Below are 16,256 nucleotides of genomic sequence, written 5' to 3'. Positions count from 1 at the left end.
GCCATGCTGGCGCTGTCCCTCGACGCGCTCGCTGCGCGGCTGACCGGTGAGGACCCGGCGGTCGCGCTCGTCGAGCCGGAGCGGTGGGCGTACGCACTGCGTGAGGCCGTCGCCCTGGCCCGCCCGGACATGCTCGTCCTCGGGTGGGACGGCGGCTTCGAGACCGGTGCGCTCGCGACCGTGGTCGGCGGGGCCGCCGATCCGTTCGACGCGATCTACGACGCCGACAGCCCGCTGTGCGAGCAGCCGCAGGGCGCGGCGCTCGTGACGCTCGTCGGGACGCTCAGGCAGCTGTTCGGCGGGCGGCCACGCCTGGCGCTCGCCGTCCGCGGTCCGGCCGCGCTGGCGGACGGGCTCGGGGCCCCCGCCGACGACGAGCTCGCCGATCTCTGCGCCGATCAGCTCGTGGACCTCCTGCTCGCGTGCGCGGCGGTCGGGATCGACACGGTGGTCCTGCGCGGGGAGGACCAGCGGGCGGACGGCCCCGTCGTGCGTGCGCTCGACCACGCCCGGGTCGCACTCGTCCGACCAGGGATGGTGGAGCTCCTCCCGGCCGCGTCGTGGTCGACGATCGGGGCATCCGAGCTCGCGGCGGCGCGGGCCGCGCCGCATCTCGTCCTCTCCGACGGACCGGTCCCGGGGAACCTGGAGCTCGAGCGGCTCGCGCCCGCGCGCTGACCCCGGCGACCGGCTCGGTGCAGACTGGTCCGGACCCCTGGTCCTGACCGGGTGCGCGGTGCGTTCCGCGCCGCGGCCCTCCGAGGGGCCGGTCTATCCCGTGAGCGTCGGGTAGTCCGTGTAGCCGCGGTGGTCGCCGCCGTAGAAGGTGGAGCGGTCGTGGTCGTTGAGCGCGGCGCCGCGGGCGATCCGCTCGGGCAGGTCGGGGTTGGCGATGAACGCCCGGCCGAACGCGACCGCGTCCGCGTCGCCGGCCGCGACGATCTCCGCGGCCGAGGTCGGCGTGAAGCCGCCGGCCGCGATCAGCGTGCCGGGCCACTGCGGGCGCAGCAGCGCCGCGACCGACGAGATCCCGCTCGGGGAGGGGCGGTCGGCGTGACCTCGCGGCTCGATCAGGTGCAGGTAGGCGATGTCGCGCGCGGCGAGCTCGGCGAGCACGTGCGCGTACAGCTCGAGCGTCCCGTCCGTCCCCGCATACGAGTCGTTGGCGCTCCCGTACGGACTCAGGCGCACGCCGACGCGCTCACTGCCGAGCACCGCGCACGCGGCGTCGACGACCTCGAGCAGCAGCCGGGCGCGGTTGGCGATCGAGCCGCCGTAGGCGTCGTCGCGGAGGTTGGTGTGCGGCTCGAGGAACTGCTGCAGCAGGTAGCCGTTGGCGCCGTGGATCTCGACGCCGTCGAAGCCGGCCTCCTGCGCGTTGCGGGCTCCCGCCCGGAAGCGCTCCACGACCCCGGGCAGCTCGTCGAGCGCGAGGGCGCGCGGCGTCTCGAACGGCACGGGCTGGAAGGACGCGTCCAGCGCCCGGCCGGCGGGGGTGACCGCCGACGGCGCGACGGGCGGGCCACCGCCCGGCTGGAAGCTCGAGTGCGAGATCCGGCCGACGTGCCACAGCTGCGCGACGATCAGCCCACCGTGCTCGTGGACCGCGTCCGTCACGCCGCGCCACCCGGCGACGTGCTCGAGCTCGTGGATGCCCGGCGTGTCCGGGTAGCCCTGCCCGTCGGGCGCGACCTGGGTCGCCTCCGAGATCAGCAGCCCGCCGGGAGAGGACCGCTGCCCGTAGTACTCCGCGTTCAGCGGCTTCGGCGCGGTGCTGCCGGCACCGGTCGCGCGCATGCGCGTCAGCGGCGCCATCACGACGCGGTGCGCCAGCTCCAGCGCGCCGGCGGTGAACGGGTCGGTCAGGGCAGGGTGGGGCATCGGACTGTGCACTCTAGGGGTGGCCCGACCGGGTCGCGGCCCGTCGCGATGGGGTAGACATCCCGGGGTGCGCACCGGGACACCCACGCCGTGAACATCCTCGAGGCCATCCTGCTCGGGGCGGTCGAGGGCCTCACCGAGTTCCTGCCGATCTCCAGCACCGGGCACCTGACGGTGATCGAGAAGCTCCTGGGCTACGAGATCGACGACCCGGACATCACCGCGTTCACCGCGATCATCCAGGTCGGCGCGGTCCTCGCCACGCTGATCTTCCTGCGCCACGACATCCGCCGGATCCTCGGCGCGTTCTTCGCCGGGCTCACCCGGCAGGACCGGCGCGGCGAGCCCGACTACCGGTTCGCCTGGGCGATCCTGCTCGGCTCGCTGCCCCTGGGGATCGTCGGCCTCGCGTTCAAGGACACGATCGAGACGACGCTGCGCAACCTCTGGTTCGTCGCGGGCGCCCTGATCTTGTGGAGCTTCGTGATGCTCCTCGCCGACCGGACCGCCACGCAGGAGCGCGGCGAGCGCGACGTCACCCGCACCGACACGATCATCATCGGCCTCACGCAGTGCCTCGCGCTGATCCCGGGCGTGTCACGCTCCGGCGCGACGATGTCCGCCGGGCTGCTGCGCGGCCTGGACCGCGTCACGGCGACGAAGCTCGCGTTCTTCCTCTCGATCCCCGCGCTCACCGGCGCGGGCGCGCTGCAGACCGTCACGAAGTACGACGAGATCGCCAGCGGCGTCGGCTGGGGACCGACGATCACCGCCACGGTCGTGAGCTTCGTCGTCGGGTACGCGGCGGTCGCCTGGCTGCTGCGGTTCGTCGCCGGCCACACGTACACCGTGTTCATCGTGTACCGGCTGGTCCTCGGATCGGTGCTCGTCGTGCTGCTCGGGACCGGCGCGCTCGCCGCGACCTGAGCGACCCCGACGGGAGCTGGCGCGACGACGCTCAACCGTGCGTCGTGGTGCGCTCGGAGCACCAGGGGAGACCACCCCGACCCTGGAGGCCGTTCCATGAAGTTCCCCACCCGCATCACCGCCGGCGTCATCGTCGGCGTCCTGTCGATCGGCGGACTCGCCGCGTGCGGCGACGACGAGGACGAGAGCGCGTCCACCGGCACCACGACCGCCGCGCCCGCCGACACCGCGACCACCGCCCCCGAGGCCGGTGCACAGGACATCGTCGCGCTCGCCCAGGCCACGCCCGACCTGTCCACCCTCGTGCAGGCCGTGACCGCGGCGGACCTCGTCGAGACGCTGCAGGGTGAGGGTCCGTTCACGGTCTTCGCGCCGTCCAACGCCGCGTTCGAGGCGGCCAACGACGTCGTCGCGCCGCTGCTGGAGCCGGACATGAAGGCGCAGCTCGCCGACGTGCTGACGTACCACGTCGTGCCCGGCAAGCTCACCGCCGCCGACCTCAAGGACGGTGACGAGCTCACGACCGTCCAGGGCGGGAAGCTGACCGTCAAGGTCGCCGACGGCGCCGTGACCATCAACGACATCCCGGTCGAGATGCCCGACGTCGAGGCCTCCAACGGCGTCGTGCACGTCATCGGCGGCGTGCTCGTCCCGCAGAGCTGATCCTCGGCACCGCCCGGCCGCCCCAGCCCCCGGGGGCGGCCGGGCACCTCGTCGTGCCGGCGCGGGCCCCGTCCTGGGGCCCGCGCCCGTTCCCGCCACCGAGCGCCTAGACTCGGAGGACCGGCGGGGACCCGGCCGCGCACCGCGCATCCACCCACACGGGCTCCCCGCGACCTCCCCACCCCGTGAGCGAGATGCCCAGCTCCCCGTCCGACGCCGCCGGTGTCCCCGCCTCGACCGTCACCGTCGAGGAGCGGGCCGACCGCGTCGTCCTCACGGTCAGCGGCGACTTCGACCTGGCCACCACCCCCACCCACGCGGCCACCTTCCGGACGCTCAGCCGCTCCGAGCGGCACGTGATCCTCGACCTGCGCGGCACCCGCTTCGTCGACTCGACCGGGCTCGCCGTGCTGCTCAACAGCGCGCGCCGCGCGATCGCCGCCGGCAACCACTGCGTCGCCGTCGCGACGCCCGGCGCCGTCCTGCGCGTGCTCGAGCTCAGCGGCCTCGTCGACACGCTGCACGTGCAGCAGGACCTCGACGCCGCGCACGCGCTCCTGGACCGCGCGCCCGCCGGGCCCTATCGCGGCGCGTCGTAGTCCGACGCGCCCGGTCGGCCGTACCTGCGGTATGGGACTGGACGAGCAGCGGATCCTCATCACCGGCGCCACGGGCGCCCTGGGCACGCAGCTCGCGCGCGAGCTGTCGGCACGCGGGGCAGAGCTCGCGCTGCTCGGCCGCGACCGCGGCCGCCTCGAGGAGCTCGCCGACGAGCTCGGTGGCGCCCCCGTCGCGTGCTTCGAGGCGACCCGGGTCGGGTCGTGCCGACCGGCCGTCGACGCGCTCGCCGCCGCCCTCGGCGGGCTCGACGGCTGCATGATCGCCCACGGGGTCGCCGCGTTCGGCGACGCGCGCGAGCTCGACGACGAGATCGCCGAGCAGCTCATGGCCGTCAACGCCACGTCGGCCATCGCCGTGCTGCGCGCGGCCGCCGCCCACATCGACGGGCCCGGCCGGCTCGGCGCCGTCACCGCGGTCGTCGCCGAGTACCCGACCGCCGGCCTGGCCGCCTACTCCGCGTCGAAGGCCGCGCTCAGCGCGTACCTGACCGCGGTGCGCCGTGAGCTGCGCCGCGACCACATCTCGGTCCTCGACGCGCGGCTGCCGCATCTCGACACGCGGTTCGCCGACCACGCGCTCGCGGGCACGCCGCCCAAGCTGCCCGAGGGCCTCTCCGCCGCCGAGGTCGCCGTCACGGTGGTCGACGCCTACGAGTCCGGGGCCAAGGAGCTGCGCTGGGACCTCCGCGCGCGGGAGCTCGCCGCCGCCTGAACCCGCGACGCGCGACGTAGACTCGCGGGGCGTGGCCCCGCGAACGCCCACCACCCCGTCCGCCGACCAGCAGCGCCTCGACGACCTCGTGCGGCTGCGACGGGTCCGCGACCGCATCGACCGCGAGTACGACCGGCCGCTCGACGTCGCGGCGCTCGCCCGCGACGCCGCGATGTCCCCCGGGCACTTCAGCCGACGCTTCCGCGCCGCCTACGGGGAGTCGCCCTACCAGTACCTGATGACCCGCCGCATCGAGCGCGCGATGGCGCTGCTGCGCCGCGGCGACCGCACGGTCACCGAGGTCTGCTTCGCGGTCGGCTGCTCGTCGCTGGGCACCTTCAGCAGCCGCTTCACCGAGCTCGTCGGCGTGACCCCCAGCGCGTACCGGGCCGGCGCCGGACCCGGACTGCCCGGGGTGCCGGCGTGCGTCGCCAAGCAGGTCACCCGACCGGTCAGGAATCGAGAAGCCGATCGTGGCCGGGCGGGCTAGCGTGGCGCCCATGGACCTCACCGTGCACCACGTGATGCTGCCCCACACCGACCCGGAGGCCTCGCTCGCGTTCTGGCGTGACGCGATCGGCTTCGCGGTCCGCAACGACGTCGGCTCCGGGACGATGCGCTGGATCACGCTCGGGCCCGCCGAGGGCGGCACCTCGATCGTCCTGTACCCGCCCGACGCGACCCCGGGGATCACCGACGCCGAGCGGACCGCCGTGCGCGAGATGATGGCCAAGGGCACGTACGCGAGCCTCACGCTCGCCACCGCCGACCTCGACGCGACGTTCGCGCGGCTCCAGGCCACCGACGCCGAGATCGTCCAGGAGCCCGTCGACCAGCCCTACGGGGTCCGCGACTGCGCGCTGCGCGACCCCGCCGGCACGCTCGTGCGGCTCAACCAGGCCTGAGCGCATGTCCGTGCACGCCGCCGACCGCCACGACGTCATCCGCGTCCGCGGCGCGCGCGAGAACACGCTGCGCGACGTCGACGTCGAGCTGCCCAAGCGTCGCCTGACGGTCTTCACCGGCGTCTCCGGGTCCGGGAAGAGCTCGCTCGTGTTCTCGACCCTCGCCGCGGAGTCCCAGCGGCTCATCAACGAGACCTACAGCGCGTTCGTGCAGGGGTTCATGCCGTCCCTGGCCCGACCCGACGTCGACCTCCTCGACGGGCTGACCACGGCGATCATCGTCGACCAGGAGCGCCTCGGCGGCAACGCCCGCTCCACCGTCGGGACCGTCACCGACGCGAACGCGATGCTGCGGATCCTGTTCAGCCGTCTCGGCGACCCGCACATCGGCCCGCCCGGCGCCTACGCGTTCAACGTCCCGAGCGTCACCGCCAAGGGCGGCATCACCGTGCAGCGCGGCGGCCGCACCCGCACCGAGAAGGCCGAGTACTCGCGCACCGGCGGCATGTGCCCGCGCTGCGAGGGCATGGGGCAGGTCAGCGACGTCGACCACGGCGCGCTCTACGACCCCGAGAAGTCGATCAACGAGGGCGCGATCCTCATCCCCGGCTACTCGATGGAGGGCTGGTACGGACGGATCTACCGGGGCTGCGGATGGTTCGACCCGGACAAGCCCGTCGGCCGCTTCACGACCCGCGAGCTCGACGACCTCCTCCACAAGGAGGCCACGAAGATCAAGGTCGACGGCGTCAACCTCACCTACCTGGGGCTCATCCCCCAGATGCAGAAGTCCTGGCTCTCCAAGGACGTCGACAGCCTCCAGCCCCACATCCGCGCGTTCGTGGAGCGCGCGATCACCTTCACGATCTGCCCGGAGTGCGACGGCACCCGCCTGGCCGAGGGGGCGCGCAGCTCGCGGATCGACGGGGTCAGCATCGCCGACGCCTGCCGCATGCAGATCACCGACCTCGCGGCCTGGGTGCGCGGGCTCGACGAGCCGACGGTCCGGCCGCTGCTCGACGCGCTCGCGCACACGTGCGACGCGTTCGTGGAGATCGGCCTGGGCTACCTGTCGCTGGACCGGCCGTCCGGCACGCTGTCCGGCGGCGAGGCGCAGCGCACGAAGATGATCCGGCACCTCGGGTCCTCGCTGACCGACGTCACCTACGTCTTCGACGAGCCGACGATCGGCCTGCACCCGCACGACGTGCGGCGGATGAACGACCTGCTGCTCGCGCTGCGCGACAAGGGCAACACGGTCCTCGTCGTCGAGCACAAGCCGCAGACGATCGCGATCGCCGATCATGTCGTCGACCTCGGGCCGGGAGCCGGGACCGACGGCGGCCGCGTCGTGTACGCGGGCGACGTCGCGGGCCTGCGCGCCGCCGACACCCCGACCGGCCGGCACCTCGACGACCGCGCCACGCTCAAGGACGAGGTCCGCACGCCGACCGGCGTGCTCGCGGTCCGCGGCGCCGACACCCACAACCTCCGCGCGGTCGACGTCGACGTGCCGCTCGGCGTGCTCGTCGCGGTCACCGGCGTGGCGGGCTCGGGGAAGAGCTCGCTGATCCACGGCTCGGTCGCCCCGCAGGACGGGGTGGTGGTCGTCGACCAGGGCGCGATCAAGGGGTCGCGCCGCAGCAACCCCGCCACCTACACCGGGCTGCTCGACCCGATCCGCAAGGCGTTCGCGAAGGCCAACGGCGTCAAGCCGGGCCTGTTCAGCGCGAACTCCGAGGGCGCCTGCCCGGCCTGCAACGGCGCCGGGGTGATCTACACGGACCTGGCGATGATGGCCGGGGCCGCGACGACCTGCGAGGACTGCGAGGGCCGCCGGTTCCAGGCATCGGTCCTCGAGCACCGCCTCGGGGGTCACGACATCGCCGAGGTGCTCGCCATGTCGGTCGCGCAGGCGGAGCGATTCTTCGCCGAGGGCGAGGCGCGGATCCCGGCCGCGCACAAGGTGCTCGTCCGCCTCGTCGACGTCGGGCTCGGCTACCTGACGATCGGCCAGCCGCTCACGACGCTCTCCGGCGGTGAGCGGCAGCGCCTGAAGCTCGCGGTGCAGCTCGGGCAGGACGGTGGCGTCTACGTGCTCGACGAGCCGACGACCGGCCTGCACCTGGCCGACGTGGCGCAGCTGCTCGGGCTGCTCGACCGGCTCGTCGACGACGGCCGGTCGGTGATCGTCATCGAGCACCACCAGGCGGTGATGGCCCACGCCGACTGGATCATCGACCTCGGGCCGGGCGCCGGCCACGACGGCGGCCGGGTCGTGTTCGAGGGGACGCCCGCGGCCCTGGTCGCCGACCGCTCGACGCTCACCGGCGAGCACCTCGCGGCGTACCTCGACGCCTGAGCCGGCTCGGGGTCAGGCGGCGAGGGCGGCGCCCAGGCGCGCGGCGTGCTCGGCGTCGAGGTCGCCCAGCGCCCGTTCGATCGTGCTGAACAGGTCGGCCTGCGGGGCGATCGCCGCCGCGAAGCTCGACAGGTACAGCAGGTTCTTGAAGAACAGCACGAGCCCCTTCGGCATCCGGAACCCGTTGCGGGAGAGGATCGCCAGCTGCCGGCCGACGGTGTCGCCGAGCCGCTCGAACGTCACGGCCCCGTCGGCGCGGTGGCCGAGCCGCTCGAGCTCCGCGCCGAGCTCGGCCACGAGCGCGTCGGCGTCCGCGTCGGCCGGGATCGCGCCGAAGCGGCGCAGCGCGTGGATCTGGGCGGCGGCGTCGCCCGCCGCGAAGCCCATGAGGTACGCGCCGAGCGCGGCGCGCTGCTCCTCGGAGAGCCGTCCGCAGATCCCGAAGTCGACGAGGGCGAACGTCCCGTCGTGACGGACGAGCACGTTGCCGGCGTGCAGGTCGCCGTGGAAGACCCCGTGCAGGAGCGTGCTGGTCAGCACGCCGCCGATCGCCAGCTGCAGCAGACGCTCGCCGTCGACGTCGGCGTCGAGCTCCTCGCCCGCCCGGTCGTAGGGCACGCCCGCGACGTGCTCCATGACGAGCACCCGCGAGGTGACGAGCCCGTCGATCGGCCGCGGGACCTGCACGAAGTCCAGGCCGCAGTCGCGGTAGATCGCGGCGCTCTGGACGAGGTTGTGGGCCTCGAGGCGGAAGTCGAGCTCCTCGAGGGTGAGCTGCGCGAACAGCTCGACGAACCCCGGCAGGTTGAGCGCGGCGACGTCCTCGCTCATCCGCTCCGCGCCGGCGGCGGCGAGGGCGAGCGCCCCGATGTCCGAGCGCAGCCGGCGGCGCAGCCCGGGCCGGCGGACCTTCACGACCACGGGCGTGCCGTCGGGCAGCCACGCCCGGTGCACCTGGCCGATCGACCCGGCGGCGAGCGCCTCCTCCTCGACGACCGCCAGAGCGTCCTCGCCGAGCTCGCGGGCGATGACGTCCCGGACGATCCGGGTGTCCAGGCGCGGCGCGTCGTCGCGACACCAGGCGAAGGCCTGCACCCAGGCGGGCGGGAGGATCCCGTCGGCGCTGGCGACGAACTGGCCGAGCTTGATGTAGGCGGGGCCGCCGCGGCGCACGAGCCGCTGGGCGCCGGCGATCGCGGCGGGCTCGCTGCGGACCGGGCCGATCGCGGGCGCGCCGGCGGCGGAGGCGGCCGCGCCGAGGAGCACGAGCGGCGCGTCGGGCGCGGCGCTGCTCACCGCCCGCCAGGCCGTCGTGGCGAGCGCCCCGATGGTGTCGGTCCAGATGCGGGGCCGGGCCAGGGCGCCGGCCTCGCGGGCCACGCGGGCCCGCTCGCGGTCGATGTCGATCGTCCTCTCCATGGATGTCATCACACCATGTGACATCGATCGATGTCATGTGCGATGGGTCACGTGACGTCGGCGAGCCAGGCGAGCAGGTGCTCGTTGACCGCCTCGGGCGCGTGCTGCTGCAGCCAGTGCCCCGCCTCGGGGATCACCGCGTCGACCCGCAGGTCCGTCACCCAGCCCTGCATGACCACCGACGGCATGAACCGGCGGACCGGGTCGCGCTCGCCGGTGAGGAACAGCGCCGGGACCTCGATCCGGCGGTCCAGGTCCTTCGTCCGCTCCCAGCTGCGGTCGAGGTTGCGGTACCAGTTCAGCCCGCCGCGGAAGCCCGTGCGCTCGTAGGCCCGCACGTAGACGTCGAGCTCCTCGTCGGTGAGGAACGAGGGCGTCGGCGGCACGTCGTCCTGCTCCTGCGCCCACGCGGCCGTCCACTGCCGGCTCGTCGCGAGCGTGCGCCGCACGTCGCGCTCGAGGGCGGCCTCGGCCACCCCGGGCTCCTGGAACCACACCATGTAGAAGTCCTCGCCGAGCCCCTGGCGCATCAGCCCGACGGGCGGGGCGGGCGCGGGCGGCGCGAACGGCACCGACAGGCCGCCCACCGCGATGACGCGGTCGGGGTGCAGCCACGTCGTCTTCCACGCGAGGTCCGCACCCCAGTCGTGCCCGATCAGCACCGCCCGCTCGACCGCGAACGCGTCGAGGATCCCGGTGACGTCGCGCGCGAGCACGTCGATCGCGTAGTCCTCCACCGCCGCCGGCGCCTCCGAGCGGCCGTACCCGCGCAGGTCGGGGACGAGCAGCCGGTACCCCGCGTCCGTCAGCGGCCCGATCTGGTGGCGCCACGAGTACGCGAGCTCCGGGAAGCCGTGGAGGAGGACGACGACCGGACCGTCGGCGGGCCCGTGCTCGTCGACCGCGAGGTCGATGCCGTTGATCTGCACACGGCGCAGCGTAAGCAGTTCGTCATCGACGGTGGGACGGCGGGCCGCCATCCTCGACCCATGCCCCGATCCCGTCCCGCCCTCCTGGCGACCGCGGCCACGGCCGTGGCGCTCCTGTCGGCCGCGCCGCCCGCGATGGCCGCCAACGTCGAGCTGCTGCGCGGCACCGTGCGGCCCGCCTCCCACGACGCCCGCGGCGTCGCGACCGTCGTCGCCCGTCCCGACGGCAGCCGCACGCTGAACCTGCGGCGCTTCCGCATCGATCCCGGCCCGGTCGTGCGCGTGTGGCTGGTGCCGAAGAGCGCCCGCAGCGACGGCCGCATCGACGACGACTACAAGGACCTCGGACGCCTGAAGGGCTCCAAGGGCAACCAGAGCTACCGGATCCCGAAGTCGATCGACCTGCGGCGCTACAGCTCGGTCGTGTTCTGGTGCGTGCCGTTCACGTCGAACCTCGCCCGCGCCGACCTGGGCCGCTCGTGATGCGCGTCGCCGCGCCGCTGGCGCTCGTCGCCGCCGTCGCGGCGGGCACCTGGTTCCTCGGGGCGATCGTCGCCCGCACGACGGTCGCCGCCATCGCGCTCACGACGGTCTGGTTCGCGCTGCTGGGCCTCGCCGTGCTGCTGGCCTGCCGGCGCGACCGGGCGCTGCGCCTGCCGCTGGGCGGCACGTTCGCCGCGATCGCGGCCGTGAGCCTGTTCGGCCTCTGGTGGGGGACGGTCCGCGAGACCGAGGTGAACGAGCGCGTCGACGTCGGGACCCCGGCCAGCGCGCTGCCCGCCGCGGAGCGGCCGGCCGTCGAGGACCTGCTCGCCCCGCAGCCCTGAGGCCGGGTCCGGCCGCTACCGGACGGTCACGCGGCCGGACAGGCGGGCGCTCGCCCCGTCCCGGGCGGTCAGCGTGATCGTCGCGGTGTAGGTGCCCTTCGCGGCGGCGGACCGCCCGCTGCGGCCGTTCCAGGCGATCGTCGCGCGGCCGGGCGCGCGCACGGTGCGCGTCACGGTCGCCACGGTGCGGCTGCCGCGCCGCACGACGAGGCGCAGGCTGCCCGGCTCGGTGACGACGAGCGAGAACGCGGCCCGGCGACCGCGGCGCACGCGCAGGCGGTTCGAGGAGGCGACCACGACGATCCGCGCCCGCGCGGTCGTGCCCGCGGCGCCGGCCGGTCCGGCGGGTCCGGCGGGACCCGCCGGACCGCTCCCCGGAGCCGCCGGGGTCTGGATCGTGCCGGTGGTCACGTCGGTGCTCCGGCCCTGACCGTCGCGGTGCACGAGCCGGAACGGCGTGCTCGCCCCGGGCGCCAGCCCGGACACCGCGGCGACCGGGAACGCGAGCCGGTCGGCGTCGTCGGGGGTGCTGAGGTCGAGCGTCTGCGCGGGCGTCGTGCCGACCTCCAGGGCCAGTCGCGTGGGCAGGCCGAAGGTCCGCACGGGGAGCTGCAGCTGCGCGGTGGTGGCGTTCGCCGCCACGTGCGCGGGCAGGCCCTCGGGCACGAGCCGCAGCAGCTCCAGGCGCAGGCCCGACAGGGTCGCGATGGCGCGCAGCGCGTACGGCGAGCCGGTCGCGCCGCCGACGTGCAGCAGCGAGATCGGGATGTCGGCCGCCAGCTCGCCGGTGCCCGGGAACCCGAGCCCCAGGTCGACGAGGGCGCCGTCGAGCACCCGTCGCGCGACCGCGTTGGCCGTCCCTCCGGTGGTGAGCAGGCCGGGACCCGTGCCGAGCGGCCCGAACGCGGACTGGGGCGTCGAGTCCCCGGTCGCGGCGGGACCGCCGCCGACCCCGACGAACACGGCGCGCCCGGCCTCGAAGGCGAGGCGGTACAGGGTGACGCTGGTGGGACCGTACGGCCCGTCCGGGGTGGCGATGTCGTAGTGCTGGCTGGTGACGCCGACGTACGGGCCACCGGGGGCGTCGAAGACGATCGCGGTCTGCTGGTCGATGCGGAACAGGCCCGCCGACTCCTGCAGCACGTCGCCGGAGCCGTTGGGACGGGCGACGAACAGCGTGCCGATGTTCAGGTCCGCGGGATCCGCGTCCCGCTCGATCCACACGACGCCCGGCTGCCCGCCGAGGTCGACGACCGACGGGTTGGGGCCGCCGACCGTCGAGTTGCCCGAGACCGCGTTGAAGCCGTTGGCGCCGACGATGTCGGCGATCTCCGTCCAGGCGCCCGCGGCGAAGCGGAACAGCCGCAGCCGCTCGTCGGTCCCGCTGACGTCGACGAGGACGACGTGCGGCACGCCGCCGACCTCCCCGATCCCGACACGGGTCGCGGTGGGGACGCTCAGCCGGGGCGTGATCCGGTCGGCGCCGCTCCCGTCCTCCCGGACCCGCAGCAGGTAGTAGCCGTCGCCCTCCGGCCCGTTGTCCCGCACGGCGAAGGTCGGGACCCCGGCGATGGTGCCGAACGCGGCCCGCGTCGCGGTGGTCGACACCGTCACCGGGGGTGTTGCGGCGGCCGCGCCGGGGGCGAGGCGCTGGAACGTCGCGAGGGCGCCGTCCAGCTGGCCGACGACGACGCTGCGGTCGCTCGCGCGCTCCACGGCCTGCAGGAGGGCTGGGCTGGCGCCGAGCGTGATGGGCCCGACCGACTCCCAGCCGGCGTGGGCGACCCCGATCGGCGTCGCGAGCACGGTCGCGGCGAGGGCGGCCGGCAGAAGGCGGAGGCGCATCGGCTCATCCCACCCCACCGGCGGGCCGCGGACAAGCCGCCCGGCCCCACATGAGACCGCACTGAGACCGGGACGCGACCGGCGGCACGGGCGCGTCCGCGGTCGTGCGCGGTGGTCGCAGCGCGCCTCGCGGCCCGTAGACCGGGTGATCGCCCGTGCCGCTGCTCGCCGAGACCACCGCCACCGTCCCCGCCTCCGCCGAGGCGGTGTGGGCCGTCCTCGCGGACGTGGAGGCGCGCCCCCGATGGCATCCGCGCCTGCAGCGCGCGTGGCTCGACGGGCCGCTCGCGCCCGGCGTGCGCGGCGGGCTGCACCCCGAGCGCACGCGACCGGTCGACCTCGAGGTCGGCGTGGTGCAGCCGCAGCGGCGCCTGACGCTCGTCGGGGTCCACGGGCTGCCGGTCGCCCGCGGCACCTACGAGCACGAGCTGCGCCCGCTCGGCGACGACGCCTGCGAGGTGACGCTGCGGATGCGGGTCGACGGCCCGGCCGCCCGCCTCGTCGCGCTGCTCGCCGGCCGGCTGCTGCGCGCGTGGGCGCAGCCCGGGCCGCTGCAGGCGCTCGGCGCGCTGGCCCGCGAGCGCGACGCGCGCACCGCTCCGTCTCCCTGAGGCGCCGGTCGGACATATGCTCCGGTCGAGATGTCCGACACCGGCACGACCCGTGACGACCGCGACGCCCCCGCCCCCGGCGAGGTCACCAAGCAGGAGGGCCTGGCCGAGCTCGAGCGTCGGCGTGCGGCCGCGCTGGCGATGGGCGGGGAGGAGCGGCTCGCCGCGCGCGCGGCCGCCGGGCGGCTGAACGCCCGCGAGCGCGTCGCGCTGCTCGTCGACCCGGGCTCGTTCGTCGAGCTCGGCATGCTCGCCCACTCCGACCGCGAGGAGGTCGGGGAGCGCGCCCCGGCCGACGCGGTGGTCACCGGGGTCGGCACGGTCGAGGGCCGCAAGGTCTGCGTGATCGCCACCGACGCGTCCGTGCTCGCCGGCACGACCGGCCGCGTCGGGTCGCGCAAGCAGGGCCAGATCATGAGCCTCGCCGGCCGCAAGGGCTACCCGCTGGTGATGCTCGGGGACGCCAACGGCGGACGCCTGCCCGACCTCCTCGGCTCCGACTTCGCGGCCGCGGCGGGCGGCGACGAGGGCGAGCACTTCCTCGGCCTGCGCGTCACCGAGGACCGCATCCCGCGCATCACCGCGATCCTCGGCAACGCCTACGGCGACCCGACGCTCTGGGCGGGGTCGTCGGACCTCGTCGTGATGGCGGAGGGCTGCTCGATCGCGCTGTCGGGCCCGTCGCTGGTCGGCGCGTCGACCGGGGCCGAGACGACCCACGAGCAGCTCGGCGGTCCCGCGGTCACCGTGCGCGAGACCGGCATGGTCACGCGGCTCGAGCCGACCGAGGAGGCCGTGATGCAGACGATCCGTCGCTACCTCGGCTACCTGCCGAGCAACGCGACCCGCGAGCCGCCGAGCGTCCCGCCGGTCGCGCCCGCGACGCCGAGCGAGGAGCTGCTGACGATCGTGCCCGACCGCGGCCGGCGCGGCTACGACGTGCGCCGCGTGCTCGACGCGGTGCTCGACGGCGACTCGTTCCTGGAGCTGCACCCCGAGCACGCGCGCAGCGTCGTCGTCGGCCTCGGCCGGGTGCAGGGACGCCCCGTCGGCGTGGTCGCCAACCAGCCGAAGTTCCGCGGCGGGGTCCTCGACGCCCCCGCGGCCGTCAAGGTCCACCGCCTCGTCGACCTCTGCACCGGCTTCGGGCTGCCGCTCGTCTTCCTGCAGGACATGCCCGGGGTGATGATCGGGGAGGAGTCCGAGCGGCTCGCGGTCGGCCAGAAGCTCATCGGCCTCTACACGGCGGTCGCCCGCTCGCCCGTCCCGAAGGTGACGGTGATCCTGCGCAAGGCGTTCGGCTTCGGCTACATGGCGCTCGGCGGGCCGTCGATGGGCACCGACTACGTCGTCGCCTGGCCGAACGCGGAGATCGGGTTCATGGCCGCCGACAACGCCGTCCACGTGGTCCACCACCGCCGCCTGCAGGCGGCGCGCGCCGAGGGCGGGCAGGAGGCGGCGCGCGCGCTGGCCGCCGAGCTCGAGCGCGAGATGCACAGCGCGTTCGCCCCCTGGCGGGCCGCGTCGCAGTCGTTCCTGCACGACGTCATCCGGCCGCAGGACACCCGGCAGGCTGTGATCGACGGGCTGTTCGTCGGGACCGGGTACCGCTGAGCCGGGACCCCGTAGATCGGACGGTCAGGCCGGACATACTGTTCGCAACGTGTCAAGATCGGGGCATGTCTCCTCTCTCCGGCCGCGTCGTCCTCGTCACCGGAGGTGCCCGCGGGATCGGGCACGCCACCGCCCGGGCCCTGCGCGACGCCGGGGCGCGCGTCGCGATCGGCGACCTCGACGAGCAGGCGACCCGCGACGCCGCGGCGGCGCTCGGCCCGGACGTCCTCGGGCTCGCGCTCGACGTCACCGACCCGGGCTCGTTCGCGGCGGCGATCGACCGCGTCGAGGAGGAGCTCGGCCCGCTCGACGCGCTCGTCAACAACGCCGGGATCATGCCGCTCGGCCCGTTCGTCGACGAGGCCGACAGCACCGCCGAGAAGGTCATGCAGGTCAACGTCCTCGGGGCCATGACCGGCATGCGGCTCGCGCTGCGCCGGATGCTGCCCCGCCGTCGCGGCCACGTCGTCAACATCGCCTCGGTGGCCGGGAAGGCGCCCGCGCCCGGGGCGGTCTCCTACTGCGCGAGCAAGGCGGCCGTCGTCGCGATGACCGAGACCGCACGCGTCGAGCACCGCGGCAGCGGCATCGAGTTCACGTGTGTGATGCCCTCGTTCACGCAGACCGACCTGATCGCCGGCACCACGGGCACGCGGTTCATCCGCACGGTCACCCCCGAGGACGTGGCGGCGGGCATCGTCGACGCCCTCGCAGACCCGCGCCCGGACGTGTACGTGCCGCGCGTCGTCGGCTCGGCCGTCCGCGCCAACCAGCTGCTGGGCCGGCGCTTCCGCGACGCGACCGCGCGGGCGCTGAAGGCCGACCGCACGTTCCTGGAGATCGACCAGGCCGCGCGCGCCGGCTACGACCGCCGGATCGGTGCCGCCAAGCAGCCCGAGCTCGTCCGCGGGGCCGACGACGACGCGGAGGCCTGAGGTCCG

General features: G+C 74.9%; 17 protein-coding genes. 13 read left to right on the top strand and 4 right to left on the bottom strand.

Annotation, left to right across the window (positions count from 1 at the left end; genetic code table 11):
• The first annotated feature begins 3 nt into the window (after nt 1-3).
• A complete protein-coding gene (locus tag C7Y72_RS01640) occupies nt 4-678 on the top strand; it encodes a hypothetical protein (RefSeq protein WP_107566883.1) in 675 nt (224 codons plus the stop codon).
• A 93-nt stretch (nt 679-771) separates the two neighbouring features.
• Here the strand turns inward: C7Y72_RS01640 and C7Y72_RS01635 are convergent, their stop codons facing one another.
• Nucleotides 772-1,881, bottom strand: a complete 1,110-nt coding sequence (locus tag C7Y72_RS01635) for an alkene reductase (protein ID WP_107566882.1) — start codon at nt 1,879-1,881, stop codon at nt 772-774.
• Nucleotides 1,882-1,971: 90 nt separating this feature from the next.
• Here C7Y72_RS01635 and C7Y72_RS01630 point away from each other — a divergent pair, with 90 nt between their 5' ends.
• The 7 genes from C7Y72_RS01630 (at nt 1,972) to C7Y72_RS01600 (ending at nt 8,070) form a co-directional block, all read left to right on the top strand.
• Entirely contained in the window at nt 1,972-2,808 is an 837-nt protein-coding gene (locus C7Y72_RS01630) for an undecaprenyl-diphosphate phosphatase (protein ID WP_107566881.1), read from the top strand.
• Between the two features lie 96 nt (nt 2,809-2,904).
• Nucleotides 2,905-3,471, top strand: a complete 567-nt coding sequence (locus C7Y72_RS01625) for a fasciclin domain-containing protein (RefSeq protein ID WP_107566880.1) — start codon at nt 2,905-2,907, stop codon at nt 3,469-3,471.
• 194 nt (nt 3,472-3,665) lie between these two features.
• A complete protein-coding gene (locus C7Y72_RS01620; protein ID WP_233243858.1) occupies nt 3,666-4,070 on the top strand; it encodes an STAS domain-containing protein in 405 nt (134 codons plus the stop codon).
• A 31-nt stretch (nt 4,071-4,101) separates the two neighbouring features.
• Nucleotides 4,102-4,803 (top strand): SDR family NAD(P)-dependent oxidoreductase, encoded by a 702-nt coding sequence (locus C7Y72_RS01615; RefSeq protein WP_107566878.1) that lies wholly within the window; start codon nt 4,102-4,104, stop codon nt 4,801-4,803.
• Between the two features lie 31 nt (nt 4,804-4,834).
• Complete coding sequence (locus C7Y72_RS01610; RefSeq protein WP_107566877.1) at nt 4,835-5,293, top strand: helix-turn-helix transcriptional regulator; 459 nt, start codon at nt 4,835-4,837, stop codon at nt 5,291-5,293.
• Between the two features lie 10 nt (nt 5,294-5,303).
• On the top strand, nt 5,304-5,708 hold the full coding sequence (locus C7Y72_RS01605) for a VOC family protein (RefSeq protein WP_107566876.1): 405 nt from the start codon (nt 5,304-5,306) through the stop codon (nt 5,706-5,708).
• A 4-nt stretch (nt 5,709-5,712) separates the two neighbouring features.
• The gene (locus tag C7Y72_RS01600; protein ID WP_107566875.1) at nt 5,713-8,070 is read left to right on the top strand and encodes an ATP-binding cassette domain-containing protein; all 2,358 of its coding nucleotides are present in this window, start codon (nt 5,713-5,715) and stop codon (nt 8,068-8,070) included.
• 12 nt (nt 8,071-8,082) lie between these two features.
• Here C7Y72_RS01600 and C7Y72_RS01595 read toward each other — a convergent pair whose 3' ends face one another.
• Complete coding sequence (locus C7Y72_RS01595) at nt 8,083-9,489, bottom strand: ABC1 kinase family protein (RefSeq protein ID WP_107566874.1); 1,407 nt, start codon at nt 9,487-9,489, stop codon at nt 8,083-8,085.
• A gap of 47 nt (nt 9,490-9,536) precedes the next feature.
• Entirely contained in the window at nt 9,537-10,418 is an 882-nt protein-coding gene (locus tag C7Y72_RS01590) for an alpha/beta fold hydrolase (protein WP_199223824.1), read from the bottom strand.
• Between the two features lie 60 nt (nt 10,419-10,478).
• On the opposite strand from C7Y72_RS01590, the gene C7Y72_RS01585 reads away from it, so the two are divergent.
• Together C7Y72_RS01585 and C7Y72_RS01580 are read left to right on the top strand one after the other, a co-directional pair.
• Nucleotides 10,479-10,901, top strand: coding sequence for a DM13 domain-containing protein (locus C7Y72_RS01585; RefSeq protein WP_107566872.1), 423 nt, complete (start codon nt 10,479-10,481; stop codon nt 10,899-10,901).
• The gene (locus C7Y72_RS01580) at nt 10,901-11,245 is read left to right on the top strand and encodes a hypothetical protein (protein WP_107566871.1); all 345 of its coding nucleotides are present in this window, start codon (nt 10,901-10,903) and stop codon (nt 11,243-11,245) included. Before C7Y72_RS01585 ends, C7Y72_RS01580 begins: the two co-directional genes overlap by 1 nt.
• Nucleotides 11,246-11,260: 15 nt before the next feature.
• Here C7Y72_RS01580 and C7Y72_RS01575 read toward each other — a convergent pair whose 3' ends face one another.
• A complete protein-coding gene (locus C7Y72_RS01575) occupies nt 11,261-13,090 on the bottom strand; it encodes a hypothetical protein (protein WP_107566870.1) in 1,830 nt (609 codons plus the stop codon).
• 155 nt (nt 13,091-13,245) lie between these two features.
• Between C7Y72_RS01575 and C7Y72_RS01570 the strand changes: the two genes are divergently transcribed.
• The 3 genes from C7Y72_RS01570 to C7Y72_RS01560 all read left to right on the top strand — a co-directional run bounded on the left by C7Y72_RS01570 (nt 13,246) and on the right by C7Y72_RS01560 (nt 16,250).
• Nucleotides 13,246-13,701, top strand: a complete 456-nt coding sequence (locus tag C7Y72_RS01570; protein WP_107566869.1) for an SRPBCC family protein — start codon at nt 13,246-13,248, stop codon at nt 13,699-13,701.
• 30 nt (nt 13,702-13,731) lie between these two features.
• Nucleotides 13,732-15,315, top strand: coding sequence for an acyl-CoA carboxylase subunit beta (locus C7Y72_RS01565; protein WP_107566868.1), 1,584 nt, complete (start codon nt 13,732-13,734; stop codon nt 15,313-15,315).
• 65 nt (nt 15,316-15,380) lie between these two features.
• Nucleotides 15,381-16,250, top strand: coding sequence for an SDR family oxidoreductase (locus tag C7Y72_RS01560; protein ID WP_107566867.1), 870 nt, complete (start codon nt 15,381-15,383; stop codon nt 16,248-16,250).
• The last annotated feature ends 6 nt before the right edge of the window (nt 16,251-16,256 follow it).

It is taken from the genome of Paraconexibacter algicola (genome assembly GCF_003044185.1).
Classification (GTDB): domain Bacteria; phylum Actinomycetota; class Thermoleophilia; order Solirubrobacterales; family Solirubrobacteraceae; genus Paraconexibacter; species Paraconexibacter algicola.
The sequence above is the reverse complement of the archived record's forward strand: the minus strand, read 5'-3'. Positions and strand labels throughout refer to the sequence as shown.